This window comes from Neisseria sp. HMSC075C10, from assembly GCF_001815615.1.
Lineage (GTDB): Bacteria > Pseudomonadota > Gammaproteobacteria > Burkholderiales > Neisseriaceae > Neisseria > Neisseria subflava_A.
In genome coordinates this window covers 226,770-253,456 of the sequence record NZ_KV821248.1, presented here as the reverse complement: position 1 = coordinate 253,456, position 26,687 = coordinate 226,770, and the positions used below count along the sequence as shown (strand labels likewise).

General features: G+C 49.1%; 25 protein-coding genes, 1 tRNA gene, 1 pseudogene and 1 riboswitch. Of the genes and pseudogenes, 9 read left to right on the top strand and 18 right to left on the bottom strand.

What is annotated here, in order from left to right:
- From HMPREF3047_RS03210 to HMPREF3047_RS03165, 10 genes and pseudogenes are all read right to left on the bottom strand, one after another.
- The coding region (locus tag HMPREF3047_RS03210; RefSeq protein WP_283127034.1) for an ESPR-type extended signal peptide-containing protein at positions 1–2,115 on the bottom strand (2,115 nt) is incomplete at its 3' end.
- A gap of 765 nt (positions 2,116–2,880) precedes the next feature.
- Entirely contained in the window at positions 2,881–3,162 is a 282-nt protein-coding gene (locus tag HMPREF3047_RS10890; protein WP_083315937.1) for a hypothetical protein, read from the bottom strand.
- 47 nt (positions 3,163–3,209) lie between these two features.
- Positions 3,210–4,790 (bottom strand): bifunctional phosphoribosylaminoimidazolecarboxamide formyltransferase/IMP cyclohydrolase, encoded by a 1,581-nt coding sequence (gene purH, locus HMPREF3047_RS03200; RefSeq protein WP_070712166.1) that lies wholly within the window; start codon positions 4,788–4,790, stop codon positions 3,210–3,212.
- Between the two features lie 277 nt (positions 4,791–5,067).
- Positions 5,068–5,943 (bottom strand): DMT family transporter, encoded by an 876-nt coding sequence (locus HMPREF3047_RS03195; RefSeq protein ID WP_070459340.1) that lies wholly within the window; start codon positions 5,941–5,943, stop codon positions 5,068–5,070.
- A gap of 180 nt (positions 5,944–6,123) precedes the next feature.
- Positions 6,124–6,363, bottom strand: a complete 240-nt coding sequence (locus HMPREF3047_RS03190) for a Fis family transcriptional regulator (protein WP_070459344.1) — start codon at positions 6,361–6,363, stop codon at positions 6,124–6,126.
- 69 nt (positions 6,364–6,432) lie between these two features.
- Positions 6,433–7,437, bottom strand: coding sequence for a tRNA dihydrouridine synthase DusB (gene dusB / locus HMPREF3047_RS03185; protein ID WP_070712173.1), 1,005 nt, complete (start codon positions 7,435–7,437; stop codon positions 6,433–6,435).
- Between the two features lie 132 nt (positions 7,438–7,569).
- On the bottom strand, positions 7,570–8,220 hold the full coding sequence (locus HMPREF3047_RS03180) for a site-2 protease family protein (protein ID WP_049351143.1): 651 nt from the start codon (positions 8,218–8,220) through the stop codon (positions 7,570–7,572).
- A gap of 62 nt (positions 8,221–8,282) precedes the next feature.
- Entirely contained in the window at positions 8,283–9,548 is a 1,266-nt protein-coding gene (locus HMPREF3047_RS03175) for a hypothetical protein (protein WP_070712165.1), read from the bottom strand.
- Positions 9,549–9,758: 210 nt separating this feature from the next.
- Complete coding sequence (gene glnA, locus HMPREF3047_RS03170; RefSeq protein WP_070712164.1) at positions 9,759–11,177, bottom strand: type I glutamate--ammonia ligase; 1,419 nt, start codon at positions 11,175–11,177, stop codon at positions 9,759–9,761.
- A 238-nt stretch (positions 11,178–11,415) separates the two neighbouring features.
- Positions 11,416–11,800 (bottom strand): annotated as a pseudogene (locus HMPREF3047_RS03165) (surface-adhesin E family protein).
- Positions 11,801–11,994: 194 nt separating this feature from the next.
- Between HMPREF3047_RS03165 and aroE the strand changes: the two are divergent.
- Both aroE and mtgA read left to right on the top strand, forming a co-directional pair.
- Positions 11,995–12,804: a shikimate dehydrogenase gene (gene aroE / locus HMPREF3047_RS03160; protein WP_070712163.1), complete on the top strand. Its 810-nt coding sequence runs from the start codon at positions 11,995–11,997 to the stop codon at positions 12,802–12,804.
- A 2-nt stretch (positions 12,805–12,806) separates the two neighbouring features.
- Complete coding sequence (gene mtgA / locus HMPREF3047_RS03155; RefSeq protein ID WP_003684244.1) at positions 12,807–13,508, top strand: monofunctional biosynthetic peptidoglycan transglycosylase; 702 nt, start codon at positions 12,807–12,809, stop codon at positions 13,506–13,508.
- Positions 13,509–13,547: 39 nt separating this feature from the next.
- Here mtgA and pncB read toward each other — a convergent pair whose 3' ends face one another.
- Together pncB and HMPREF3047_RS03145 are read right to left on the bottom strand one after the other, a co-directional pair.
- Entirely contained in the window at positions 13,548–14,768 is a 1,221-nt protein-coding gene (gene pncB / locus HMPREF3047_RS03150) for a nicotinate phosphoribosyltransferase (protein ID WP_070712162.1), read from the bottom strand.
- A gap of 92 nt (positions 14,769–14,860) precedes the next feature.
- On the bottom strand, positions 14,861–16,156 hold the full coding sequence (locus HMPREF3047_RS03145) for a M23 family metallopeptidase (protein WP_070585043.1): 1,296 nt from the start codon (positions 16,154–16,156) through the stop codon (positions 14,861–14,863).
- Positions 16,157–16,519: 363 nt separating this feature from the next.
- Here HMPREF3047_RS03145 and HMPREF3047_RS03140 point away from each other — a divergent pair, with 363 nt between their 5' ends.
- On the top strand, positions 16,520–17,500 hold the full coding sequence (locus tag HMPREF3047_RS03140; RefSeq protein WP_070585044.1) for a hypothetical protein: 981 nt from the start codon (positions 16,520–16,522) through the stop codon (positions 17,498–17,500).
- 6 nt (positions 17,501–17,506) lie between these two features.
- Here HMPREF3047_RS03140 and rfaQ read toward each other — a convergent pair whose 3' ends face one another.
- Complete coding sequence (rfaQ, locus tag HMPREF3047_RS03135; protein WP_070585046.1) at positions 17,507–18,589, bottom strand: putative lipopolysaccharide heptosyltransferase III; 1,083 nt, start codon at positions 18,587–18,589, stop codon at positions 17,507–17,509.
- 147 nt (positions 18,590–18,736) lie between these two features.
- A riboswitch (PreQ1 riboswitch) is annotated at positions 18,737–18,781 on the top strand.
- 3 nt (positions 18,782–18,784) lie between these two features.
- On the opposite strand from rfaQ, the gene queF reads away from it, so the two are divergent.
- On the top strand, positions 18,785–19,258 hold the full coding sequence (gene queF / locus HMPREF3047_RS03130; protein WP_070585049.1) for a preQ(1) synthase: 474 nt from the start codon (positions 18,785–18,787) through the stop codon (positions 19,256–19,258).
- A gap of 100 nt (positions 19,259–19,358) precedes the next feature.
- The gene (locus tag HMPREF3047_RS03125) at positions 19,359–20,036 is read left to right on the top strand and encodes a 7-cyano-7-deazaguanine/7-aminomethyl-7-deazaguanine transporter (protein ID WP_070585051.1); all 678 of its coding nucleotides are present in this window, start codon (positions 19,359–19,361) and stop codon (positions 20,034–20,036) included.
- Between the two features lie 68 nt (positions 20,037–20,104).
- Here the strand turns inward: HMPREF3047_RS03125 and ubiM are convergent, their stop codons facing one another.
- From ubiM to rplU, 3 genes are all read right to left on the bottom strand, one after another.
- The gene (gene ubiM / locus HMPREF3047_RS03120) at positions 20,105–21,289 is read right to left on the bottom strand and encodes a 5-demethoxyubiquinol-8 5-hydroxylase UbiM (RefSeq protein ID WP_003680095.1); all 1,185 of its coding nucleotides are present in this window, start codon (positions 21,287–21,289) and stop codon (positions 20,105–20,107) included.
- A 274-nt stretch (positions 21,290–21,563) separates the two neighbouring features.
- Complete coding sequence (rpmA, locus tag HMPREF3047_RS03115; RefSeq protein WP_002212328.1) at positions 21,564–21,836, bottom strand: 50S ribosomal protein L27; 273 nt, start codon at positions 21,834–21,836, stop codon at positions 21,564–21,566.
- A 27-nt stretch (positions 21,837–21,863) separates the two neighbouring features.
- Complete coding sequence (gene rplU, locus HMPREF3047_RS03110; RefSeq protein WP_002216394.1) at positions 21,864–22,172, bottom strand: 50S ribosomal protein L21; 309 nt, start codon at positions 22,170–22,172, stop codon at positions 21,864–21,866.
- A 262-nt stretch (positions 22,173–22,434) separates the two neighbouring features.
- On the opposite strand from rplU, the gene ispB reads away from it, so the two are divergent.
- From ispB to HMPREF3047_RS03095, 3 genes are all read left to right on the top strand, one after another.
- On the top strand, positions 22,435–23,409 hold the full coding sequence (gene ispB / locus HMPREF3047_RS03105) for an octaprenyl diphosphate synthase (RefSeq protein WP_070712161.1): 975 nt from the start codon (positions 22,435–22,437) through the stop codon (positions 23,407–23,409).
- A 4-nt stretch (positions 23,410–23,413) separates the two neighbouring features.
- On the top strand, positions 23,414–23,860 hold the full coding sequence (locus HMPREF3047_RS03100; RefSeq protein ID WP_070712160.1) for a DUF441 domain-containing protein: 447 nt from the start codon (positions 23,414–23,416) through the stop codon (positions 23,858–23,860).
- Positions 23,861–23,878: 18 nt separating this feature from the next.
- A tRNA-Arg gene (locus HMPREF3047_RS03095) sits at positions 23,879–23,953 on the top strand.
- Between the two features lie 101 nt (positions 23,954–24,054).
- Here HMPREF3047_RS03095 and HMPREF3047_RS03090 read toward each other — a convergent pair.
- Together HMPREF3047_RS03090 and HMPREF3047_RS03085 are read right to left on the bottom strand one after the other, a co-directional pair.
- Positions 24,055–25,212, bottom strand: a complete 1,158-nt coding sequence (locus HMPREF3047_RS03090; RefSeq protein ID WP_070712159.1) for an NnrS family protein — start codon at positions 25,210–25,212, stop codon at positions 24,055–24,057.
- Positions 25,213–25,298: 86 nt separating this feature from the next.
- Complete coding sequence (locus HMPREF3047_RS03085) at positions 25,299–25,679, bottom strand: hemerythrin domain-containing protein (RefSeq protein ID WP_070712158.1); 381 nt, start codon at positions 25,677–25,679, stop codon at positions 25,299–25,301.
- Between the two features lie 146 nt (positions 25,680–25,825).
- Here HMPREF3047_RS03085 and HMPREF3047_RS03080 point away from each other — a divergent pair, with 146 nt between their 5' ends.
- Positions 25,826–26,284 carry an RrF2 family transcriptional regulator gene (locus tag HMPREF3047_RS03080; RefSeq protein WP_049348753.1) on the top strand — a complete coding sequence of 153 codons (459 nt, stop codon included), beginning with the start codon at positions 25,826–25,828 and terminating at the stop codon, positions 26,282–26,284.
- Positions 26,285–26,687: the final 403 nt, after the last annotated feature.

The following is a 26,687-nucleotide window of genomic DNA, read 5'->3' as shown; positions in this document are numbered from 1 at the left end:
AGCGGCGCCAGTGTCACCTTTTTCGCCTTTAGCGCCTGCTGCGCCAGTAGCGCCGTCTTTACCATCTTTACCGTCTTTTACGATGGTAGTAGTGATTGAGCCAGTACTTTCATTGGTAATAGTGATGGTATGAGTGCCGTCAGCGTCATTATCTTCAACTTCAATATTGTAGTTGGTGCCGTTTTCTCCAGGATCACCTTTTTCGCCGGTATCACCTTTAGGACCAGCAGGACCAGTATCGCCTTTTTCGCCTTTAGCACCAGCAGCACCGGTATCGCCTTTAGCACCAGCAGGACCAGTATCGCCTTTTTCGCCTTTAGGGCCAGCAGGACCAGCATCACCTTTTTCGCCTTTAGCACCACCACCTACTACGCTCAGGGTGTATTCGTTAGTGCCGTTTGAAGTCATTTTCAGACCTTCACCAGCGATCAGTTTCAGGGTGTTATTGGCATTTGATTTAGGATCGTATCTGTATGTACCTGCAGCTGGTGAGCTACCGCTACCATCGTGGCCTTGGAATACAAATGGATTCAGATTTTCGATGCGGCTTGCTACGGCGAACAATTGAGAGCCGTTGATTGCATCGGTAGAAGTTTGAGAAATACGGCCTGCGGCAACGTTTTGGATTTGACGTTCTTTACCTGCAGAACCTACAGACAATACTGCGCCGTCATTTAAACCACTGGTTGCGCCTGCAAAACCACCGTAAGTGTAGCCGCGAACAGTACCGCTGCTAGTAGGTACGAAGTTGCTGGTTGTAGAACCGTTACCCAGAGCTACGCTGTTTTCGATAGTAGATTTAGCTTCAGTACCCAAAGCCAGAGTGTTTCTAGCTGTTGCTTGAGCATCGTTACCCAGAGCAGTTGCATATTCACCGCCATTGGCTTGAGCGCCACGGCCTAATGCAATCGCTTGCGTAGAAGCAGCGTTACTTTGTACACCCAATGCTACCGCGTATTGAGCACTTGCTTTAGCAGCAGGACCGAAGGCAGAAGCAGAAATGCCGTCAGCGACAGAACCGCGACCGATTGCTACGGCAGAACCTTTTTTAGCTTGAGCATCGCCACCCAATGCTACCGCACCGTTTGCCAGGGCTTGAGAACGTTGACCGATGGCAGTTGCTACGATACCGGTTGCTTGAGCATTAGTACCGATTGCCATAGCTGAACCGGCATTATTAGCACCCACAACACCATCACCATCAGCACCAGTAGAGGTACCATCAGCTTTTGCTTCAAAACCTACAGCAACGTCAGCAGCTTGGCTAGCAACTGCGTCATTACCATGAGCGACAGAGTTATTACCCAAAGCTTTTGCTGTAAAACCTGTTGCGAGAGATTGCTCGCCACTTGCTGTAGAACCAGCACCTGTTGCAATAGCTCGAGTACCGGTAGCAGTAGCACGCAAACCAACAGCAACCGCATTGGTAGCACTTGCAGTCGTATTTTTACCAACAGCTACAGCATTATTACCAGCTGCAGCAGACTCATAACCAACAGAAACTGCAGAAGAACCAGAAGCATTAGATGATTTACCTACGGCAATAGTAGCCTGACCAGATGCTTTTGATCCAGAACCAAAAGCAAGAGACTCGCCACCACTAGCATTTGCTTGCTTACCAATAGCTACGTCCATATCTTTGCCTGATGTTGCTTTTGTACCGATCGCAACAGAGTCAATAGACTGATTAGTTGCACCAAAACCAACTGCAACACCATTTTCTTGAATTGCTTTTGCATCTTTACCAATAGCTACTGATTTATCACCAGTACCAGTCGCACTAGAACCAATCGCAATTGCGTCATGAGAGACTACATTATTACCGTTGTTTCTGTAAGTATTTGCGCCAGTACCGATATTGATATTGCCAATACCTTGATTGGTACCAATGACATTCCCGGTATTATCTGATTTAATGGTAATCGTACTAGCAGATGTTTCCACACCTGCTTGAGCAGCACTAGAAGCCATCAAAGCACCTGCCGCTGCAACTGCAGCAGCTACGGCTTTACGCTTGTCAGAAGCGGATTTTTTGCCGTGTGCATGGCTGATCTCGGAAACCGCGGTCCATGTCTGGGTCGCGTGGTTCCAAATGACTTTAAAGACTTTATTCATATCGATTTTCCTGTAAGGGGTTTGATTTCTTTTGGGACGTGTTGCTCGGCTGTAAACTGCCTGTCCACACATTTGCCGCATTTCAGAGTTTCCCCTTTATGCGGTTTCATGCCGTAATCTCGTGTATGCAATTCCCGTGCCAAAAGTCTCTACTCGGCCGAATAGCAGCTAAAAGCCTGTTTTATGGGATTTTATGCTGATACATTTTGGGAAGCTTGTGAAGTTTGGGAAACGATGTGCCGTTTTTTGTCAGCTTGTTTCTTAACAAGTCACTTTTTGTCAACTTCCTTCAATGCATTCGGAATCCTTGTCCAAATTTTATATGCGTTTGGTTTCGCAAATCAACTCTTCCGATAAAGTGTTATTTTTTCGCTCTCAACGGTAATCCCCGTTAGATTTACTTGTTGCTTTATTTAAACGCTTTTTCTAGCTATTTGATTTTACGTTTTTATTCTTAAACAATAATGATTATTAAATAATATATGATTTAGATAGTTTCTATTGTAATAGATTTGAATATTGGATTTATTTAGGTAATTAATGAAATTTGTATTGAAAATTGGTTTGAAACGTGTAATGGCTTTGCATAGCCTGTTTTTAGACGGCCTTGACCTTTCCTAACATATAAATAGTGCGCAAATGACACGAATTTATGCGCTATTAAGCCGATAGATAACATTAAAAAGGCAAGTGTAAAACTTGCCTTTACGTTTGGGATTTGTTTGTGCTCTATTGTAGAAAACTGTGTTGTTTTTTCAGACGGCCTTACCAACGGAATGTTTGGGTCACGCCTGCGGAAGCGCCGTTGTTGCCGGCATAGCCGTAGCCACCGGTATGACTGGAGGCGCAGGCGGTGAGTGCGGCAAGGGCGAGGATGAGGAGGATGTGTTTCATGTTTCTTGCTCTGAGTGGGTTGGTTTTAACTTGGGCGGCATTGTGTTGCTGCATGAATCGGGCTGGCTGGAGCTTGGTTGCTTTGTCCTGATTTACAGTTAGGCCGCTAAATTGTTTGATGATTGAAGAAGGCCGTCTGAAAACGGGTTTCATGATATTGAAACTTTGTTTTCAGACGGCCTTTATTTTATATCAGCTTATTAGTGGCGGAAATGACGGATGCCGGTGACGACCATGGCGATGCCGTGTTCGTCCGCCGCGTCAAAGACTTCTTGGTCGCGCATGGAGCCTGCGGGATGGATGATGGCTTTGATGCCCTGCTCGGCAATGACATCTACGCCGTCACGGAATGGGAAGAAGGCATCGGAAGCGGCACATGCGCCGTTGAGGTCGAGATTGGCATCTTGCGCTTTGCGGGCGGCGATGCGGGTGCTGTCCACGCGGCTCATTTGGCCTGCGCCGATGCCGTAGGTTTGACCGCCTTTGCCGAAGACGATGGCGTTGGATTTGACGTATTTTGCGACGTTCCATACAAACATCAGGTCGTTCCATTCTTGCTCGGTCGGTTGGCGTTTGGAGACGACTTTCAAATCGGCGCGGCTGAGGCGGTGGATGTCGGGGGTTTGTACCAACAGTCCGCCGCCGACGCGTTTGAGTTCAAAGTGGTTGGCACCTGCTTCAAGCGGCACTTCCAATACGCGCACGTTTTTCTTGGCGGCGGCGATTTCGAGGGCTTCGGCGGTGAACTTCGGCGCCATGAGGACTTCCATAAATTGGTTGTCGGTAATTTGTTTGACGGTTTCGCCGTCAACTTCGCGGTTGAAGGCAATGATGCCGCCGAATGCGCTGGTGGTGTCGGTGGCGTAAGCGAGTTTGTATGCATCCAAGGTATTGGAGGCGATGGCTACGCCGCACGGATTGGCGTGTTTCACAATCACGCAGGCTGGCGCGTCAAAGGATTTGACGGCTTCCCATGCGGCATCGGCATCGGCGATGTTGTTGTAAGACAATTCTTTGCCTTGCAGCTGTTTGTAGGCGGAAAGGCTGCCCGCGGCTGGGTAAATATCGCGGTAGAACGCGGCGCGTTGGTGCGGATTTTCGCCGTAGCGCATATCTTGCACTTTAATCCAGCTTTGGTTGAACTGGCTCGGGAATTCGCCGATTTGGGGCTGGCCGCTCAAGACGTCGTCTGAAAGCGAGGTCAGGTAGTTGGAAATCATGCCGTCGTATTGGGCGGTATGGCTGAATGCTTTGCGTGAGAGGTTGAAACGGGTTTTGTCGCTCAATGCGCCGTTGTTGGCTTCGAGTTCGACGGCGATGGCCGGGAAATCGGCGGTATCGGTAACGATGGCGACGTGTTTCCAGTTTTTCGCGGCAGAACGCACCATGGTCGGGCCGCCGATGTCGATGTTTTCAATCGCGTCTTCCAGCGTGCAGTTTGGTTTGGCGATGGTGGCGGCGAAGGGGTAGAGGTTGACGCACACGAGGTCGATGTTGCCGATGCCGTGTTCTTCCATCTTGGCGACGTGTTCGTCCAAATCGCGACGGCCGAGGATACCGCCGTGGATTTTCGGATGCAGGGTTTTCACGCGGCCGTCGAGCATTTCGGGAAAGCCGGTATAGTCGGCAACTTCGATAACGGGAACGCCTGCATCAGCCAAGAGTTTTGCTGTACCGCCGGTAGAGAGAATTTCAACACCGAGCTTGGTCAGGGTTTGGGCAAATTCGACTGCGCCTGTCTTGTCGGATAGGCTGATCAGGGCGCGTTTGATGGAAGACATTTGGATTTCCTTTGTTGAAGGTTTAATCAGTATGGGATGAAATTTCAGGGCGGTATTATCCTCCAGTTTCGCATTTTTGGCAGTAGGTTTTTACAAATATTGTTAACAATTTTATTGCAAAAGGCCGTCTGAAACTTGGTTTCAGACGGCCTTTTGCTTTTACCTATTTAAATCCCATTTTCTTTTAAAAGTAGGGAAATAATGTGTTTCATAGAAATTTTCCCAAAATGTTTTATTGAAAATAATACTGCTTACTTGAGGCCGTCTGAAACCGTTTTCAGACGGCCTTTTTATGTTTGTTGCTCACACGCGTCAGCATACCGGCGACAAAAGTGGACGCAATAACGACGGTAATGCCCATCGCAGACATGGTACTTAAATGTTCGCCCAAAATTAACACCGCCATGATAACGCCGATGACCGGCTCAAGCGAGATCAGTAGGCCGGAGACGTTGGCAGGGACTGTGTTCATGCCTTTGTTCCACAACAGATAGGCAAGCCAACTGCAACCAATCCCCATATACAAAACCGACAGCGTACCGCCCCATGACCAATTGATTTGATAACTGTCTGCCAACACCAGCGAAAACGGCAGGCACAACACCGCCGCCACCGCCATGGAAGCCGCGGTAAATGCAGGCGCACCAATACGGACAATCATCTGCTGGCTCGGACGTATCACGCCTGCAAAACCGAATCCTGCAAGTAAAATCAGCAAACAGCCGAACCAGTCAATCGTACCGCCCTCTTCCGCGCCGCCCATTACCATCATGCCCACGCCGGCAAACGCCACCGCGCAGCAAATCCAGTGGTAAAGTTTGGCTTTGTCGTTGAAGAAGAAATGACCGACAAAGACCACCAGCAAAGGCTCCAACCCCACCATGGTAACCGCGCTGGCGGCAGATGTATATTTCAAACCGATAAACTGGAGCATCAAAACGACAACGTAGTTGACAAAGGAAATCCACAACAACGGCTTCCATTCGCTCCGCGGAATCCTGCCCAAATGACGGCGGCACGACGGCAGCACCATCAATGCGGCAATCAACAATCGCGCCTCAACCATCAGCGTCGGATCGAGCATCTCGTAGGAATATTTGGCAGCGATAAACGAGCTGCCCCAGATTAACAGTGCGAGTATTTGGTAAAGCATGGTTCAACTCATGGTAAAAAAATTAATCGTTTCTTCTCTGGTCTTCAGACGGCCTGAAGCCTTTTCAAGCTGTTTTTATTTTGATTGTGTCAACAAATCCAAAAATATCCAACTAATGGATGAATGACCCGGCCGGCTCTTTCATGATAGGTAGGCAGCAATGCACCCTATTCCTCTCTATTACAACAAACCATGCTGCTGCAGCTTTTTACGCAGGGTATTGCGGTTTAACCCCAAAATGGCCGCCGCTTTAGATTGGTTGCCGCCGCATTGTTCCATCACGCAAATTAGCATCGGCTTTTCGACTTGGTGCAACACCATATCGTACACGCCGCAAGGTTCCGTACCATCCAAGTCTTTGAAGTATTGTCGTAAGTTTTGTTCAATACATTGCGCAATGTCAGTAGTCGTTTGATTCATCGTGATGTCTTTCTTTGAGTTTGTTTTTAAATAGATTTATTTTTAGATGATGAGGCCGTCTGAAACTCTTCAGCTTTCCCGATAGTGACACACCCAGCGGTCGGTTTTCTCTGAAAGCGTCTCAAGATAGGCGGCAAGGGTGTCGTATTGTGCTGCGGCACTGTCCAAGCAGTTGATTTCCCGGCGAGTCTGTTCGCCATCGGGCATTTCGTCGATGTACCAGCCGATGTGTTTTCGGGCGATGCGTACTCCAGCCACTTCGCCATAAAATTCATGCATGGCGCGGATGTGGTTCAAAATGGTGGTATTGCATTCTGCCAAGCTCAAGGCTGGCGGCAAAACGCCGTGTTCGGCGTAATGTTTTAAATCGCGGAAAAGCCACGGTCTGCCTTGTGCGCCGCGCCCTATCATGATGCCGTCGGCGGCGGTTTGCTTGAGGACGGCGGCAGCTTTTTGCGGCGAAGTAATATCGCCGTTGACCCAAACGGGGATGTTCAGACGGCCTTTGGTTTCGGCAATCAGTTCGTAACGCGCTTCGCCTTTGTACATCTGCGTACGGGTGCGGCCATGAATGGCAAGGGCTGCGATGCCTGATTCTTCGGCAATTTTGGCGATGGTCGGCAAGTTTTGATGTTCGTCATGCCAGCCCAAACGGGTTTTGAGGGTAACGGGTACGTCCACCGCATTTACAACGGCTTTCAAGATTTCGGCAACCAAAGGCTCGTTTTGCATTAATGCGCTGCCTGCCTGCACATTGCAGACTTTTTTGGCCGGACAGCCCATGTTTATATCAATGACCTGCGCACCCAAGCCGACGTTATACCGCGCGGCTTCCGCCATCTGCTGCGGATCGCTGCCGGCAATCTGCACGGCTACAATTCCGCCCTCGCCTTCAAAATCGCTACGGCGCAAGGTTTTTTTGGTATGACGCAAGCTCGGATCGCTGGTCAGCATTTCACATACCGCCCACCCTGCGCCAAACTCGCGGCAAATCCGGCGGAACGGTTTGTCCGTAATGCCTGCCATGGGGGCAAGTGCGATGGGGTTGTCAATGAAATAGCCGCCGATGTGCATGATGTTTGCGCCAAATTGAAAGGGCTGAAATTGTACAATTTTTAAGCAACTTTTCCAATCGTATTTACATGTTGCACAATGAAAAAAGGCCGTCTGAAACTGAGTTTCAGACGGCCTTTTCAGCCAAAACATTTAAATAAACAGCATGACAACCATCTGCACTGCGGCCTGAATCATGGCGATAATCGGCCAAATCAGTTTGGCCAGCAGGCCGGTAAACAACAGGATCAGGATAATCCATGTACCGTATGGCTCGATTTTACGGAACTGCATGGACTGTTTGGCGTTAAGGAAGGTATCGATAAAAATACCGCCGTCCCAAGGCAAAATCGGAATCAGGCTGAACGCGACCCAAATCGAGTTCACCATCACGCCGTAACCGGCCATCTGCACCAACGGCGCTTGATAAGATTCAGGTACATACGCGGACAATACGACGACAAAGCCCCAGAAGAACGCCAAAATCAGATTGGCAATCGGACCTGAAATCGACACCCAACGCCACGCACGGCGCGGATCGCGGAAATTGCGCGAATCGATGGGCATAGGACGCGCCCAGCCGAACAGAAAACTGCCTATCATCAGACACACCAGCGGCACGACAATCGTACCGACAGGATCGATATGCGGCAGCGGATTGAGGGTCAAACGCCCAAACTGCTCGCCGGTATGGTCGCCCCAATACCGCGCCGTATAACCGCGTGCCACTTCGCGCACGGTAATGGCCAACAACACGGGCAATACTGCCAGCAGAAATACGCCTAAATCAAAATTTGCAAACATGGTTTTCCTTATCAAACATGCCGTCTGAAAACAGAAAATATCCTTTCAGACGGCCTGAGGCTTTAATCGTCTTCTTTTTTATTCGAACTGAAAAACTCTTTCAGCTCTTTCCAAGTAATGCCCTTACCTTGCGGATTCAATTTGAAGACTGGTTTGCCGTAATTGCTGTACACACTGTCGCCGATAATATTAATGGCCTTATGTGTGCCGTTGATTTGCATATACATGCGGGAAGCCAACATGCGGCCTTTGCGGTCGAGATAATAGTCGACAACAAGATTGTTACCGAATATCCGCTGGAAGCTAAGTGGCTGGTTATCACTTATGTTGACAGACATACTGAAAAATTCCCGCGCATTTTTATAATCTTCTTCTGTTGACCCTGGTTGAGGCGTTTTCTGTAATTTCGACAATTCTTCATCAAAAGCCTTAGCCATTGCCTTCATTACGACAGAATCATACTCCGGTTTCATGACATGACGTACACGATAGCGTGCATGGTTTGCCTTACCAAAGGCATCCATTTCTTTAAATACATATGCATCGGCAGGCATAGCCTTATTGGCACTCAAAAAAGCACGTCCCCCCGCCTCTGCAATATGATCAAAAGGCATGTGTTTCGAATCACCGATTTCTTTCAAACTCAATTTTAAAGGTTCTTTGATTAAACGTTTACCGATTTTCTCATCGGTGTACACACTAATAATGGCAGCAGCACTGGCGGGCGGATCTATATAAATTTCCCATTTTTCCGCATCCAGTTTCATAGGAAGTTTGATACTAAGTTTTTCATTGTGGTTGTTGATGGCCAATTCAGGAATCAACTCAAATTGACGCGTTGACAAATCAACTGCCGACTCATAATTCAGATGAACCCCTTCCATGTAACTGGATATGGCAGGATATTTATCCAGATAATCAACGGCAACTTGTGCGATATTGCCGTCTGGCAAGGCATCAAGCATTGCATTGCGGAACTCAGCCTCTTCTCGTTCAGAAAACTCCTGCTTCAAAGCAGCGTCGTCTTCTTGAGCAACCTCCATAGAGGCTGCCGCATCCTCTGCTTTCGCCATAGCATCCTCCGCTTTTGCTTTGGCATCCTCTACTTCCGCTTTAGCTTTCTCTTCTACCTTTTCATCTGCCAATACAGCTTCAGCCAATGGGCTGATATATACCCTGGAGCTGCCTGTGATGTTAAAGCTGTGGTCTTCTTTTAAAATACGGTCATTAGAAATCGACATTACCTCGTGCGCGGTTTTGTGATCCAAATTACTGCACGCGCTCAAACCAAATGCCGCAGCAATGGCCAAACCAATGATTTTCTTCATTCTGCCCAACCTTTTTGACGAAATGATTTCATTAGCACAATTTAACACAAGGCACCGATTCCATAAAGGCTTTCAAACAGCATGATTCATTGCTTCTCACTATCATACCTAATTCGATCGCCCTATCTATTTTAAGCCTAAAGGCCGTCTGAAACTTCAAATCCAGTTTCAGACGGCCTTTGATTTCCTATTTAAAATGTTTCAGCTGTTTTACAGGCTGTAATACATTTCAAATTCCAGCGGATGAGGTGCCATGCGGATGCGGCGGACATCCTCCTCTTTAAAGGTGATGTAGCTGTCGATCCAGTCTTTGCTGAACACGCCGCCGCGCAGGAGGAATTCGTGGTCGGCTTTGAGGGCGGCCAGTGCTTCTTCCAAAGAAGCGCAAACGGTTGGCACCAATGCATCTTCTTCCGGAGGCAGGTCGTACAGGTTTTTATCGGCAGGGTCGCCCGGATGGATTTTGTTTTGAATACCGTCCAAACCGGCCATCAACAAAGCGGCAAACGCCAAGTATGGGTTGGCGGTCGGATCAGGGAAACGCGCTTCGATGCGGCGTGCCTTACTGCTGTTCACAGACGGAATACGGATGGAAGCGGAACGGTTTTTGGCGGAATAAGCCAGTTTGGTTGGCGCTTCAAAGTGCGGCACGAGGCGTTTGTAAGAGTTGGTGGACGGATTGGTAATCGCGTTCAGGGCTTTGGCGTGTTTGATGATGCCGCCGATGTAATAAAGGGCGGTATCGGACAAACCGGCATAGCCGTCGCCTGAGAACAGGTTTTGACCGTCTTTCCAAATGGATTGGTGAACGTGCATACCGCTGCCGTTGTCGCCCATGATGGGTTTAGGCATGAAGGTGGCAGTTTTGCCGAAGTTGTGGGCAACGTTTTGAATCACGTATTTCATGTCTTGGGTTTGGTCGGCGCGTTTAACCAAAGTGGCGAAACGGGTGCCGATTTCCATTTGGCTGCCGGTACCGACTTCACTGTGATGCACTTCCACTTCGATGCCGAGTTCTTCCAAAATGTTCACCATGGCAGAACGCAGGTCTTGACCGCAGTCAATCGGCGCAACAGGTGCGTAACCGCCTTTGACGGTCGGGCGGTGGCCGGTGTTTTGACCGTCCATGTGCAGGCCGCTTGACCATGCGCCGCTTTCGGAAGTGATTTCGTAACGGGTTTTGTGCATATCGGTTTCAAATTCTACGCCGTCAAAAACGAAGAATTCAGGCTCGGGGCCGAAATAGGCGGTGTCTCCGATACCGGAAGATTTCAAATAGGCTTCGGCGCGGCGTGCGATAGAGCGGGGGTCGCGGTCATAGCCTTGGCCGTCGGCCGGGTCGATAACGTCGCAGGTAAAGACAACGGTGGTATCGTCGTAGAAAGGATCAACGAAGGCCGTAGACGCATCGGGACGCAACTGCATATCGGAAGCCTGAATACCTTTCCAACCGCCGATGGACGAACCGTCAAACGCTTGACCGTTTTCAAACCATTCTTCGGGATCGTCGAGGACGATGCGGGCGGGGATGGTAAAGTGGTGCTGCTTGCCTTTGGTATCGGTAAAGCGCAAATCTACGAAGCGGGCTTCGCTTTCTTCAATCAGTTTTACAGCGTCTTTGATGGACATCTTCAGCTCCTGAGGGAATGGGTTTAAGTTGTTATTCTACCACGGTAAGGCCGTCTGAAATACATCAGGGCCCCCGTTTTTACGCAATGAAATATAGTTTCAGACGGCAAGATTGTCAACAATATGCTTTGGTTTATCTGTTCAAAAGCGGAATGCCCGCTCTTTTGTCCGAATGCCGACAAAACAGATGCCGTCTGAAAGCAGTTCAGACGGCATCTGTTGTTTGATTTGAAAATGGTCAACGAGGATCGTGGTTGCAGACAAATTTGTACATACTCTCTCCAAGCGTACCGGGAATAACATAATCCCATTCGGCATAGGATCGTGTATCAGAGCCGATAGGGTTTCCCGATTTGGAATACCACGTTACCGTCAAAGACCTACGACGTTTACCACTGCAATCTATTTCTTCCAACCCTTTATCTGTATTATAAAATTTTCCATTGCTATGCTTTTTCGGCTTGGCATACCTCATTTCAACCCATGCACTATTGTCCGTACGGCTGTCTGCATCACCAAACACGGCAGTAGTTACTGTCATTACCTAACCACACCCAATCCGCCGCCACCGCCGGCGTTGCCAACCCTAATGCAAATACTGCCAAGCACAACACCTTTTTCATGTCCGCCCCTTTCGTCCTTGTCAACAAAATCAAAGTTAAATTGTAAAAAAATAAAGTTAAATTGTAAAAAGAAAACGACTTTTTTTCAAGAAACAAATATTCCATCATGCTACCTGACAACCGTTTCAGACGACATCGTTTCCATCTGTACGCCGCCGTTATAAAATAGCCGTCCCGTCTTTTGGAACACGACCATGACTACCCTCCCGCGTTACGCCGTTTTCGGCAATCCCGTTGCACACAGTAAATCGCCGCAAATCCATCAGCAGTTTGCGCTGCAAGAAGGTGCGGCCATCGAATATGAGCGCATTTGTGCCGAAATCAGCGGTTTTGCCGAGGCTGTTGCGGCGTTTCGTGCCGAGGGCGGGCAAGGTGCGAATGTAACCGTCCCGTTCAAGCAGGAAGCTTTTGCGCTGGCGGACGAACATTCCGACCGCGCTTTGGCTGCCGGCGCGGTCAATACGCTGGTGTGGTTGGAAGACGGCAGAATACGCGGCGACAATACCGACGGTATCGGTTTGGCCAACGACATCACGCAGGTCAAAAATATTGCCATCGAAGGCAAAACCATTTTACTTTTGGGCGCGGGCGGCGCGGTGCGTGGCGTGATTCCGGTTTTGAAAGAACACCGCCCTGCCCGTATCGTCATTGCCAACCGTACCCATGCCAAGGCCGAGGAATTGGTGCGGCTTTTCGGCATTGAAGCCGTCCCGATGGCGGATTTGAACGGCGGTTTCGATATCATCATCAACGGCACGTCCGGCGGCTTGAGCGGTCAGCTTCCTGCCGTCAATCCTGAAATTTTCCGCAACTGCCGCCTTGCCTACGATATGGTTTACGGCAAAGCGGCGCAGGCGTTTTTGAACTTTGCCCAAAGTAACGGCGCGGCCGAAGTTTCAGACGGCCTGGGCATGCTGGTCGGTCAGGCTGCCGCTTCTTACCATATTTGGCGCGGATTTACGCCCGATATCCGCCCCGTTATCGAATACATGAAAGCCCTGTAACCATGTTCCGCATCATCAAATGGCTGATTGCCCTGCCCATCGGCATCTTCATTTTCTTCAACGCTTATGTGTACGGCAACATCATTACCTACCGCGCCGTCGCGCCAAGCAAAACCGCCTTCATGTCCATGCGCATGAGCCAGTTTGCAAAAGAAGGCCGCGATGTCGAGCTGGATTACCGCTGGGTGCCTTACGACCAAATTTCCGTCAACCTCAAAAAAGCCCTGATTGCTTCCGAAGATGCCAACTTTGCCGAACACAGCGGCTTTGACTGGAACGGCATCAAATACGCCATGAAACGCAATAAGCAAAGCGGCGAAGTCAAAGCCGGCGGTTCAACCATCAGCCAGCAACTGGCGAAAAACCTGTTTCTCAATGAAAGCCGCAGCTACATCCGCAAAGGCGAAGAAGCGGCGATTACGGCGATGATGGAAGCCGTTACCGACAAAGACCGCATTTTTGAGCTGTATCTGAACTCAATTGAATGGCACTACGGCGTATTCGGCGCGGAAGCTGCGTCCCAGTATTTCTACAAGAAACCTGCCTCCGCCCTCACCCGCCAACAAGCCGCCAAGCTCACGGCGCGCGTTCCGGCTCCGCTGTTTTACGCAGACCATCCTAAGAGCAAACGGATGCACAACAAAACCAATATCATCCTGCGCCGCATGGGTTCGGCAGAATTACCTGAAAGCGATATGGATTAATGAAGAAGGCCGTCTGAATATTTCAGACGGCCTTTGTTTTTAGGCTTTCTCTTCCGGCTCCGGTACGTCAAACACTTGGCGCAGGTAAGCGAGGAAGGTGTTGTTGGTGGTCATGGTTTTGCCCGGGGAGTCGGAGAGCTTGGCAACGGATTGGCCGTTACACTCGACAAGCTTCAAGACAATGTTCAAAGGCGTGTGCCCCAAGTCGTTGGTCAGGTTGGTACCGATACCGAAACTGGTTTTGAAACGGTCTTTAAAGTATTGGTGCAACGCCCATGAACGCTCAATATCGAGGCCGTCTGAAAAGGTCAGCATTTTGGTGCGGCTGTCGATTTTAAGTTTTTTGTAATGCTCGTAGGCTTTGTCGCCCCAAACATAAGGATCGCCGCTGTCGTGGCGCAGGCCGTCAAAGAGTTTAGCGAAGTACAGGTCGAAATCACGCAAGAAGGCATCCATGCCGACCACGTCGGTCAGGGCGATGCCGAGGTCGCCGCGATATTCGTGTACCCAGCTTTCCAGCGCGGCTTTTTGGAAATTACGCAAACGTACGTCTAAGGCTTGGAAGGCTTGGAGAAACTCGTGCGCCATGGTACCGATGGGTGTGATGCCGAGTTTTTTGGCCAGATAAACGTTGCTGGTACCGCGCACGATATCGGGAGCGGCTTCCAGCAAGGTGCGGATAACGTGTTCCTGCCATGCGAGGGTGTAGCGGCGGCGCGTACCGAAATCGGAAATAAGGAACGGCGGATCATTCGGATTTTGAGTGGCCGCAATTTCTTTCAGCTGTTGCGCTTTGGCCTGTAAACGGCGCTCGCCTTCTTCGATGACGGCAGGCGTTTCCAAGCGGCGGAAATAGAGTTCGTTGACGATGGCAAGAATGAAAATCTCGAAGAACATCGCCTGTATCATCGGGCCTTCGATGCGGATATTCAGACGGCCTTGATCGTCAGGGCTGACTTGGACGAAGCGGCGTTGGAGTTGGAAAAGTTCGAGATAATCGACAAAGTCGCTTTTGATAAAGCGCAGGCTGCGCAGATAGTCGAGTTCGTCATGGGTAAAGCGCAGCTGACACAGGGCGTCGAGTTCGCGTTCCAAGTCTTCTTGAATATCGGCCAGCGGATATACCATCTCTTTGTTGCGGCAGCGGAATTCGTAGAGGCTGTGGGTTTGTGGGAATTGGTGCAACACGACTTGCAGCATGGTGAATTTGTACAGGTCAGTATCAAGCAGGGATTGGATAATGGGCTGATGAGCAGACATAAGCTTTCTCTGAGTAAACGTGGGCGTTGAGGTATCGATTTTAATGGAAAAGGCCGTCTGAAAGAAACCTTATTCAGACGGCCTTTATCTTATTAATCCAGCTGCGCTACGGAAACCGGCAAAGAGCGGATGGTAGACAACATCGTGCTGGCATCTTTTTGCTGTTTGCGGAACGCGGCCATATTGGTCGGGGTCAATTTCGGCGTCGGCAGGGCGACGGTAGTCGGGTTAACCGGCTGGCCATTGACGCGTGCTTCGTAGTGCAGGTGCGGACCGGTAGAACGGCCGGTTGTACCCACAAAACCAATCACTTCGCCGGCACGGACTCTGCCGTCGGCAGGGCTGAACGCGCTCATGTGGCCGTACAGGGTTTCTACACCGTTGGCATGGCGGATCATCACGGTATTGCCGTAGCCGCCTTTCCAACCTTTGAAAATCACTTCGCCGTCGGCAGCGGCCTTAATCGGCGTACCGGTCGGCGCGGCATAGTCGATACCGGTGTGCATACGGACGGTATGCAGAACCGGGTGGACACGATAGCCGAACGGGGAAGAAATGCGCGTGTATGCAACAGGCTCGGTATTAAAGCCTTCTTTTTGTTGCAGGGACTTACCGTTTTGGTCGTAGTAGCTACCGCTTTCTTCGTCGCCTTTGCCTTGGCTGTAATAATAGGCTTGATAAGTTTTGCCGTCTTTAACCACTTCAGCCGCCAAAATATCGCCGACCGCCATTTGCTGGCCGCGGAAATACATGCTGTTGTACAAAAGACGCACGGTATCGCCTTCGCCCAAGTCGCTCATATTGAACGAATCGGCAAAGATTTCTTTGAGCTGGATATACACTTCGGAAGGGATTTCGGCACGGAGCATATCGCCGATGGCGGAAGTGCGGATTTGCACGGAGCGCAGGGTCGGCATGGTTTTCATGTCGATTTCGGCATTGGAGATGCGCCATTTGCCTTTGACTTTCTCCAAAGCCACCAAGTTGCGTTCCAATTCTTCATCGGTAAAGAATTGAACGTCGGTCACTTGGCCTGAAGAATCGATACGGATGTTGACGGATTGGTTGGTCCGCAGGTTTTTCATGTCGAGGTTGGCATTGTTTTTCTCCATGATTTGCTTGATGTCTTCTTGGTTGACACCCATGCGCGTCAAAACGTCTGCCAAAGAGTCGCCGGCTTGGACGGCTTCTTGCGCCCAATAGCTGGATTGATAGGTATTGGTTTCCACATAAACGGCAGGCAGCTCTTCGGAAATACGCTCGACTTTGAAATCGGTTTGTGCGGGTTGAGGGTCGGTAATGGCGTATGCGGTCATGATGCCTGAAGCCGGCAGCAGAAACGCTAAGAGGGTTGCTTTGAATCGAGTGGAATATTTGTTTTTAATCACGCGTTATCCTTAATGGGGCGGTCTGTTTTTTGAGGTTTGCAGAATGCCGGCACATCCGGCCTGCCGCGACCGCCTGCTGGTTTAAACAGTTTTGGGGATAAAGGACTTTGAGTCTTTTTTCCGATCTGAAAATCAGGTTTTCATTCGGAATGAATGAGGTCGTGTTTGAAATTGACGTTATTATCAGGGCTATTGTGTTGATTTACACCCTGTTTTTCTGAAATTTACGCCACGCATTCTAGCATGACAGCCCGTTTTTTCCAAACCGGCCGTCTGAACGGCTCTTTTTCAGGGCGTGAGGGCAAGGTTCCGAAACGCATCATTTGTCGCGTAAAATAACGGTTTTTCTATCTATTTGCGCTTATGAAGCTGACCCTCGCCCTCCCCTCGCTCAACCGCTTTGCCGACGAATCCGTCCCTGAGCTTGCCTTACCTGCTTTTAACCGTCTTTTGCGTTATGGCACATTACGCAAAGAAACACTCAGGCCGTCTGAATTTTACGGACGCCATTTGTGGAGCGGCAGCCTTATTACCCAAGTGCAACGTTTACGCCACACAAGCCAAAAACACACAGCCGCTTTTGCCTCTCCGGTTTGGCAACAGATGGGCATGCACCATGTCAACATTATCAGCGGTGAGTTTATCGGCATCCAAAAAGAGGAGGCTCAGCGGTTATGTGCGGATTTGTCGGCGTTTTATCAAGATAAAGATTGGCAATTCGAGCCGCTTTGCGAAAGCATGTGGCTGCTCAGTATGCCGACGATAGAAGATTGGGGGGCGGAATGTGTTTTGGATGTGTGTGGGCAGCCGGAAATGGACGGTCAGGCACACGGCAAAGATGCGGTGTCTTGGTTGGCCATGCAGACGGAAATCCAAATGTTTCTCCATACGCATCCGATTAACCAAGCGCGCGAACAACAAGGCTTGCCGGAAATCAACGGTTTGTGGCTGTGGAATGATGCGGACGGTACACAGTCTGCGGATATTGTCGCCACAAACAGCGCATGGGCGCGTTTTTCGGATACGCCCAAACTCGATGCGCCATATGACTTGAAGGCTTGGTTTGAGATGGTTCAAGAAACAGGCAACACGGTTTCAGACGGCCTTATCTTTTTGGACGACTTGGTTTCCACCTTACAAACAGGCGATGTTTGGGCATACAAAGATATTTTGGAAAGCTGGGAAAATCGTTGGTTTGCGCCTTTATGGGACGCACTCGCTTCAGGCCGTCTGAAAACCGTGTGCATTGCCACAGACGGCGAAAACGGCGGCACGCTGGAAATCGGCCGCCGTTCCAAATGGGCATTTTGGCGCAAAGCTAAAACGTTTAACGGATCATGGTAAGCAGTTTTAAGCCTCCAACGCCTCCAATTTGGCTGAAATTTTGTCCCACACATCCTGTAACGGAATCGCTTTCAACAAACGTGTCGGATCGTTGGTATCGATACTGTCAGGATGCGGCAATTCGGCATAATCGCCGGCATAAATGACTTCCGCATGCTCGGAATACGGACGCCATTTATCCACCCATGACGCGCCAAACAAAGCGATTTGCGGTTTATCCAAAGCAGCGGCGATGTGCATCGGTGCGGAATCGACACCGACAAACAGCTTCGCTCCCTCAATGGCCGCCGCCAATTCACGCAGGCTCAAGCATCCGGACAACACATATACTTTTCTACCCTCCGGAATATTCAGACGGCCTATAATTTCCTGAAGCATGTATTGCTCGACAGTGTCGGGAGAAGCAGTCAATACGACATTCTGCCCGCTGTTGAGCAGAAGCTGTACGATGGCGGCGTTTTTGCCGTCTTCCCAACATTTGAAATGCCAACGCGCACCCGGGTGCAGTAACACATAATCTTCGCCGCTCCACCCCTGCTCACGCAATTTCTGCTGCATGCTTTCCCTTGCATCTTGTGCCACCCAAAGACGTACCTTCGCATCGGCCACGTCTTCCGGCTGGATAAGCGGCGCAAGGATATTCAATTGGTTTTCAACGATATGATGGCTGGTAGCCAGCTCATGGTTGATAAAATCATGACAGAAACGCCACCAGAAACCGTCGCGCTTGATGCAGTCAAAACCCACGCTGCAACGGGCGCACAGTTTGGCGATTATTGCCGCGCGCCATTGGTCGGACAGGTTGAAAGCCCAGTCGTAATCGCGCGCCTTCAGCTTTGAAAAAAGGTTTTTCTCACACGTCAACTGCTTGAATACGCCCAGTTTCTTCCAATTTCGATCAATGGTAAAAATCTGCGCAATCTGCGGATTATCGGCAATCAGCTGCTCCGTACCGGCATACACCAACATATCGATTTCGCAATCGGGGAAACGGGTTTTCAGCGCATCGACCACCGGCGTGCTCAGCAGCACATCGCCATGATGGCGCAATTTGATGATCAGAATACGTTTGGGTTGGGCTAAAGACATACAAAACTTTCAGACGGCCTGTTGATTGACTGCTATTGTAAAGCGGAAAACAGGTTTCATAAAATACAAAACAGGCCGTCTGAAACCTATCCTGCTGATTCATCGCTATAAAATCCGCACAAGTCATGCAATTTATATTACAATCCGCACCCCGTGGTTCGAAAACCTCCCACATTAAAAAACTAAGGAAACCTCATGTCCCGCAACAACGAAGAGCTGCAAGGCATCTCCCTTTTGGGCAGCCAGAAAACCCAATACCCAAGCGAATACGCGCCTGAAATTTTGGAAGCGTTCGACAACAAACACCCCGACAACGACTATTTCGTCAAATTCGTCTGCCCCGAGTTCACCAGCCTCTGCCCGATGACCGGCCAGCCCGACTTTGCCACCATCTACATCCGCTACATCCCCCATATCAAAATGGTGGAAAGCAAATCACTGAAACTCTATCTCTTCAGCTTCCGCAACCACGGCGACTTCCATGAAGACTGCGTCAACATCATCATGAAAGACCTCATCGCCCTGATGGATCCGAAATACATCGAAGTATTCGGCGAATTCACACCGCGCGGCGGCATCGCCATTCATCCGTTTGCCAACTACGGCAAAGCAGGCACAGAGTTTGAAGCTTTGGCACGCAAACGCCTGTTTGAGCATGATGCACAATAATCCCGTTCAGACGGCCTAGCGCCCTTTTTATTGCGCAACTTTATTTATTGCACAGTCTCGCTAGGCTTCATGCCGTCTGAAAAACTTCCGAAAGATTCCCATGTACGAATTTACCGCCGCACAGCAGAAGAAAGCGCTCTTCTGGCTGGTGCTTTTCCATATTTTTATTATTGCGGCCAGCAACTATCTAGTGCAGTTCCCCTTTCAAATTTTCGGTATCTTTACCACTTGGGGCGCATTTTCCTTTCCCTTTATCTTCCTCGCTACTGACCTGACCGTGCGCATTTTCGGTGCACCGTTGGCGAGACGGATTATTTTTTGGGTAATGTTCCCCGCCCTACTGCTCTCTTACGTCTTCTCCGTCCTCTTTCATGACGGCAACTGGACAGGCTGGGCATCTTTAGCCGAATTTAACACCTTCGTCGGCCGTATCGCATTGGCCAGCTTTTCCGCCTATGCGCTCGGGCAAATCCTCGATATTTTCGTATTCAACAGATTACGCCGTCTGAAATCATGGTGGATTGCCCCCACCGCTTCCACCGTTGTCGGCAATGCTTTGGACACGCTGGTGTTTTTCGCCGTTGCCTTTTATGCCAGCAACGATGAATTTATGGCGGCAAACTGGCAGGGCATCGCATTTGTCGATTATCTGTTCAAACTCGCCATCTGCACACTCTTCTTCCTGCCTGCCTACGGCATAGTATTGAGCATCTTGACCAAAAAACTGACTTCCTTAAACGTCCGTCAAGAAATGCCCGAATCGGTTTTAGCCGAATAAGCAGTAGATAAAAAACAAGGCCGTCTGAAACTGTAATCGTTCAGACGGCCTTTTATGTTTTCAAATGATTAACCGGTCAATTGCTTGGTAATCAGTTTTTTCAGCGGCGGGAAGTTATTGCTTGCACGCAATACCAAACCGCGCAGCAGTTTCGCCGGAGCGGTTTCATTGGTAAAGAGTTTCAGCAGCATATTGGTGCCGTGGTAAATCGGATGCGCGTGGAGCATATGCTTGGTACTGTATTTTTCCAGCAGGCTCTTCGCACCAATATCCTGACCGCGTTGCTCGGCTTCAAGAACCAATTTAGCCAAAAGATCAGCACTTGCCAGACCCAAGTTGAAACCGTGCGCAGTAACTGGATGCATACCGACTGCGGCATCGCCGATCAACGCGCTGCGTTTGCCGTAGAAACGTTGGGCAATCATGCCGACCAAAGGATAATTGTGAATGGTGCTGACCAATTCCATATCGCCCAAACGGCCTTTGAGTTGTTCTTTCACACTGGCTGCCAATTCTTCCGGCGACATATTTTTAATCGTTTCGGCTTTATCGCTGTCCACCGTAATCACTGTATTGGTCAAATGCTCTTCCAAAGGCAGCAACGCAATGGTGCGGCCGTAGTGGAAGCATTCATATGCAGTATGCAGGTTGGACAGGGTATGCTTCATGCGGCACACAAACATGGTGCGGCTGTAATCGTGCATATCGGAAGAAATGCCCAATTGACGGCGCGTTTGCGAGAAGCGGCTATCCGCGGCCAACAACAGACGGCCGGTCAATACTTCGCCGCTTTCCAAAATAACTTGCGCCTCATCGTCAGAAGTTTTGACTTCTTTAACATTGGTGCCGGTCAGAATTTTCACGTTGTCCAATTTGGACACGACTTCATAAGCGGCTTTGCGGATATTGTGGTTGGAAATCAAATAGCCCAAGCAGTCCGCAGGCTCGCCGCGCGCCTGAGTCGGTTGCGGGAAGTGGAGCTGGTAATCGGAATGACCGTTCAACACTTTGGCATCGCGCAAAGGATAAATTTCGTCTTTTGGAATCAAATCCCACATACCCAATCGCTGCATGATTTCGCGCGACAAGTGTGTCAGTGCGATTTCACGGCCGTCATACGGCGGATTTTGCAACACTTCTAAAGGACTTCTTTCAATCAGGGTTATGTTCAAACCGCTTCCGGCCAACTCTGCGGCAAAACTTAATCCGGCAGGGCCTGCGCCGACGACGAGAATATCACTGTGTAAGCTCATGGGAGGAATTCCTTGTATTCAACTGATACGGATTTTTTCAGACGGCCTTAAGTTTACTGTGTTTAGCTACATGAGGGTAAATCAAAGGCATTTGATAGATTATATAGAAAGAGTCGATAGAATAAAACAAAGACCGTCGATTGTAAGCACGTTTTTACTTTGGCCTTAATATAAATCAAGCTTCACGACATACGGATTTTATCAAACAGACAAAACAGTCAAATAAACAAAAGCCGCATTCCGAAAAGGAATACGGCTTTCAATCGTAAAACGATTATTCTTCAGAACCAGTGTAAGGACGGATGCTGACAGTTTTACGGTTCAGCGCACCTTTGGTTTTGAATTCAACGTAACCGTCGACTTTAGCAAACAAAGTGTGGTCTTTGCCCATGCCTACGTTGTCACCTGCGTGGAATTTAGTACCACGTTGACGAACGATGATAGAGCCTGCCGGAATCAGCTCGTTGCCGTAGGCTTTAACGCCCAAGCGTTTGGCTTCTGAATCGCGACCGTTGCGGGTGCTACCGCCTGCTTTTTTACTTGCCATTTGTAATACTCCTGAACTTACTTGAAATTAGGCGATTGCCACGATTTCGATTTGGGTGAAATTTTGGCGATGGCCTTGGCGTTTTTGGTAGTGTTTGCGACGACGCATTTTGAAAATGCGTACTTTCTCGCCACGACCATGAGCAACGACTTTAGCTGTTACTTTTGCGCCTTCGATAAAAGGTGCGCCTACTTTTACAGATTCGCCGTCAGCAATCATCAAAACTTCAGTCAGTTCGATTTGGCTGTCGAGTTCGGCTGGTATCTGTTCTACTTTCAATTTTTCGCCAACGGAAACTTTATATTGTTTACCGCCGGTTTTTACGACCGCGTACATACTCAACTCCATGAGAATTAGGTTAACTTTCCGCACACCATGTGCGAAACGAGCTATTCTATTTCTATTTGCCTGTTTTGTCAAAATTTATTTTATTTACAAGTGAAAAGGCCATCTGAAAGATATGTTGCATGCTTTTTAACTGATATAATCACGCGCTGGATTGCTGATATCTTTATGCAACATTATTACCCCGACCGAATGTACGGGTTTAAACAGATTCATTGGAGCCCCGCTCCGTTTTGTCAACAGAGAATGTTTTATGCTCGAAAACCTGCCTTACTTCCAACGCCACCTGCCCGATGACCTTGCCAAAGTTAATGCGGTCATCAACCAAGCTGTTCAATCCGATGTCGCGCTGATTTCGCAAATCGGCACATACATCATCAGCGCGGGCGGTAAGCGCCTGCGTCCGATTATTACCATTTTGGCAGGCAAAGCAGTCGGGCATGACGATGAAAAACTGTACTCGCTGGCAGCGATGGTGGAATTCATCCACACCTCCACCCTCCTGCACGACGATGTTGTCGATGAAAGCGATTTGCGCCGCGGCCGTAAAACCGCAAACAACCTCTTCGGCAACGCGGCGGCTGTTTTGGTCGGCGACTTCCTCTATACACGTGCCTTCCAACTGATGGTCGGTTCGGGCAGTATGCGTATTTTGGAAGTGATGGCAGATGCGACCAACATCATCGCCGAAGGCGAAGTCATGCAGCTGATGAATATCGGCAATACGGATATTACCGAAGAGCAATACGTCCAAGTTATCCAATACAAAACAGCAAAACTGTTTGAAGCGGCCGCACAAGTCGGCGCAATTTTGGGCAAGGCTACCCCCGAACACGAGCAAGCCTTGAAAGACTACGGCATGTACGTCGGTACGGCTTTCCAAATCATTGACGATGTATTGGACTATTCAGGCGAAACCGAAGAAATCGGCAAAAACGTCGGCGACGATTTGGCAGAAGGCAAACCTACCCTGCCATTGATTTACCTGATGAGAAACGGCTCCGAGCAGGCAGCAAACGATGTCCGCCACGCTTTGGAAAATGCCGACCGCAGCTATTTTGAAACAATCCACGACTATGTCGTCAACTCCGACGCTTTGCCGTATTCAATTTCCGAAGCGAAAAAAGCCGTCGACAAAGCCATCGCTTCATTGGACGTGTTGCCTGACAGCGAAGTCAAAGATGCTATGATCCAACTGGCAAAAGAATCCTTGGCCCGAGTATCTTAATCCGATGAATTTCAGTTTTGTCCCTTTGTTTCTGGTTACGCTGATTTTTTTGGGCGTCGTCAGCAACAACAACTCGATTACGATTTCGGCAGCGGTATTGCTGCTCATGCAGCAGACGGCCTTGTCGCAATATCTTCCCTTGGTGGAAAAACACGGGTTGCATCTGGGCATCATCCTGCTGACCATCGGCGTATTGAGCCCGCTGGTTTCCGGTAAAATTCAAATTCCGCCGGTTTCCGAGTTTATCAATTTCAAAATGATTGCCGCCGTCCTTATCGGCATTTGGGTTGCCTGGCTTGCCGGACGCGGCGTTCCATTGATGAGCGAACAGCCTGTTCTGGTAACCGGATTATTAATCGGCACGGTCATCGGCGTTGCCTTTATCGGCGGCATTCCGGTCGGCCCTTTGATTGCCGCCGGCTTATTGTCTTTTCTTGCCGGAAAGGTTTAAAATCCCCTCCTTTACCGCCTCGCCATAGTTCAACGGATAGAACGTATGCCTCCTAAGCGTAAAATACAGGTTCGATTCCTGTTGGCGAGGCCATAATTTCAATAAAAGCCTTTCATATTCTGAAAGGCTTTTTTATTATCAATAATAAAGGCCGTCTGAAACTTTTCAGACGGCCTTCTCATTTCGCCAAACCGTTAACCCGGACGACCATCCGAACGCGGACGGATCAACCAAGGAATATATTTCCATGCGTACAACAGCAAAGAAGCGGCAAACAAAGCGGCGGAGCAACGGATACTGTGCGTATATGCCGTACCGCTCACAAAGGTTGCCAAAATACGGACAACCGTTGCGGCTATCATCAACCAAAAGGCAACAGGAACCACTTTAGGCGGCGGATAAATGGAGTTGCCGGTATGGCCAAGCGCGGTTCGTGCCATCATGCCCAAAGTTAGCACGCCGATACCGCCAACGCCGATAAGGTGCACGCCCAAATTCAGGAAGTTTGAAATCCAATAGGAAAGACCGACCGCAATCAAACCCAAGCCGGTAAACAGATAGCCGGCAAACAAAATCCAAAGCATAGGCTCTTTCAGCACGGCTTTATACCACCAGCGGTACACCTGCACGGTAAAAATCACACCGGCAGCCAGAGCAAACAACGCAGCCAGTCCCGGCAAAATGTTATGCGCCATCAGCATGGCGGTCAGCATAGGCAGCCAAAGCGATGCGTGCGCTACCCATTGAGGGCTGGGAATTTGCGGCACGTTCAAACGTTTGGACGTAAAGAACGAGATAATCCGCATACCGATCAAACCGATAAAACCGGCCACCATAATCAAACCGGATTGCAAACCGGTCATAAGTGCGATGGCATCAAACGGCTGCATTTTCATATGAAACGCGAAATGGGTGCAGCCCAAAACAAAAATAGCAAATACGGCAACATAGTTACGCTTGTTTTGAGAACGGATTACCGGCAAAGCCATGCATACCGCGCCATACCAGAAAAAGATCGTGCCGAATATGCCGCTTGCCGTTGCACCCCAGCCGGGAATAAACGCACACAAACGCGCAAGCAGCCAAAATGCGGTCAAACCTGCCAACGCCTTACCGCGCGTGGGCGGCTGGCCAGTCCAAGTTGCCACGGCCGTCAGCAAGAATGCAATGACAACCAATCCGGCGTAGCCCCAAATCATTTCATGGGCATGCCAATACAAACCCGGCAATTCAGGCGTACCCTGATAGCCGAAGCCCCAAAGCAGTATAGACAATGCGCCATACAAAGCCGCCAACGAGTAAAACGGGCGGAAGGCCATTGCCCATACAGGATGTTTGAACAAATCGTTCATGGTGGTTCCTTCAATTTTTATATCATCATAAAACAGCAACAGAGGCCGTCTGAAACTTTTCAGACGGCCATCGATTCCCTGCCCTATTACACATTCTCAGGCAAAGGCAAAAAAGGTTCAATCGCAGGAAAAAGCTCGCGCTCCTCAAAACGCGCATGATCGCGCAAAGTTACCGCAAAATCCTTATTCCATGATTCATTCACATATTCAGGATGAGCCATCATCGCACGCAACTTGGCATGATCGCCTTCAAAACGCTGCCTCAACGCCGGATCAACTTTATCCCAATACGGCGCAAACATGGTTTCCTCTTCCAAAAAATGTGGCTCAAGCTCCGCAAAATGAGGATCCAGCTCTGCTTGATGGCTTTGCTCCGGCGTACGCAGGAGACGGACGCACAACGACAGCGAGCCATGGTGCTCACGGGAAAGTTCTATTAATGCAGGATGGCGTTTCAAGGGTTTCATAAGTTCGTTATAATGGCAACAGTCTGTCAAACTGGATTAATTTAAATGTTTCAGATATTATGAAACCCAACCCCACATAAAGTCAAACAGCCCTTTATCAAACACTACCCTTTTGACATATAATAAAAATATCTAAAGAGCCAGCCATGTATCTGACCCAACATACCGATTACGGATTGCGCGTATTGGTTTATACCGCCATCAATGATGACACCCTCGTCAATATCAGCACCATTGCCGAGACTTACAATATTTCCAAAAGCCATTTAATGAAAGTGGTTACCTCATTAGTCAAAGGCGGATTTCTGGTCAGCGTGCGCGGCAAAGGCGGCGGTTTGCGCCTGGCGGATGTTCCTGAAAAAATCAACATCGGCGCAGTTGTTCGCCATCTTGAGCCGATGCAAGTTGTCGAATGCATGGGCGATAACAACGAATGCCTCATCACCCCATCCTGCCGACTGACCGGCATCATTACCGGCGCCATCAAAGCCTTCTTCAACCATTTAGATCAATACTCCCTGCAAGATCTTTTGGACAAACCAACCTACGACATACTCTATACCCCGCGTATCCCCATCAACGAAATAAGCCGAATGGTTGATTAAGTCTTCATGCCGTCTGAAAAACAGTCCAGCTATATCGAAATAATCATCAGCCTTTCGATATAGGCGCATGTGGTATTACTCGGAAAAATAAACAATGCCGTCTGAAATTAAGATTTTCAGACGGCATTAATTTATAAAAAAACCCTGCAGAGCTTAAATAAACGACTTTCATTTGATAGGTTAATTTTTATACTGAATACGTCAAATATGAGACAACAGAAAACCATAAAATAAGAATAATCATAGCAACCGTAAAATTTATTCTTAATATTTTCAAATAAAATTTATTGGATATTTTTTGTATTCCAAACAGCACTCTGAAAAATTTAAATTGCATACTTCCAATAAATAGATATTCAAAAAAACCTATATCCACCCCTTCTGATTTTAATATTTTATATAC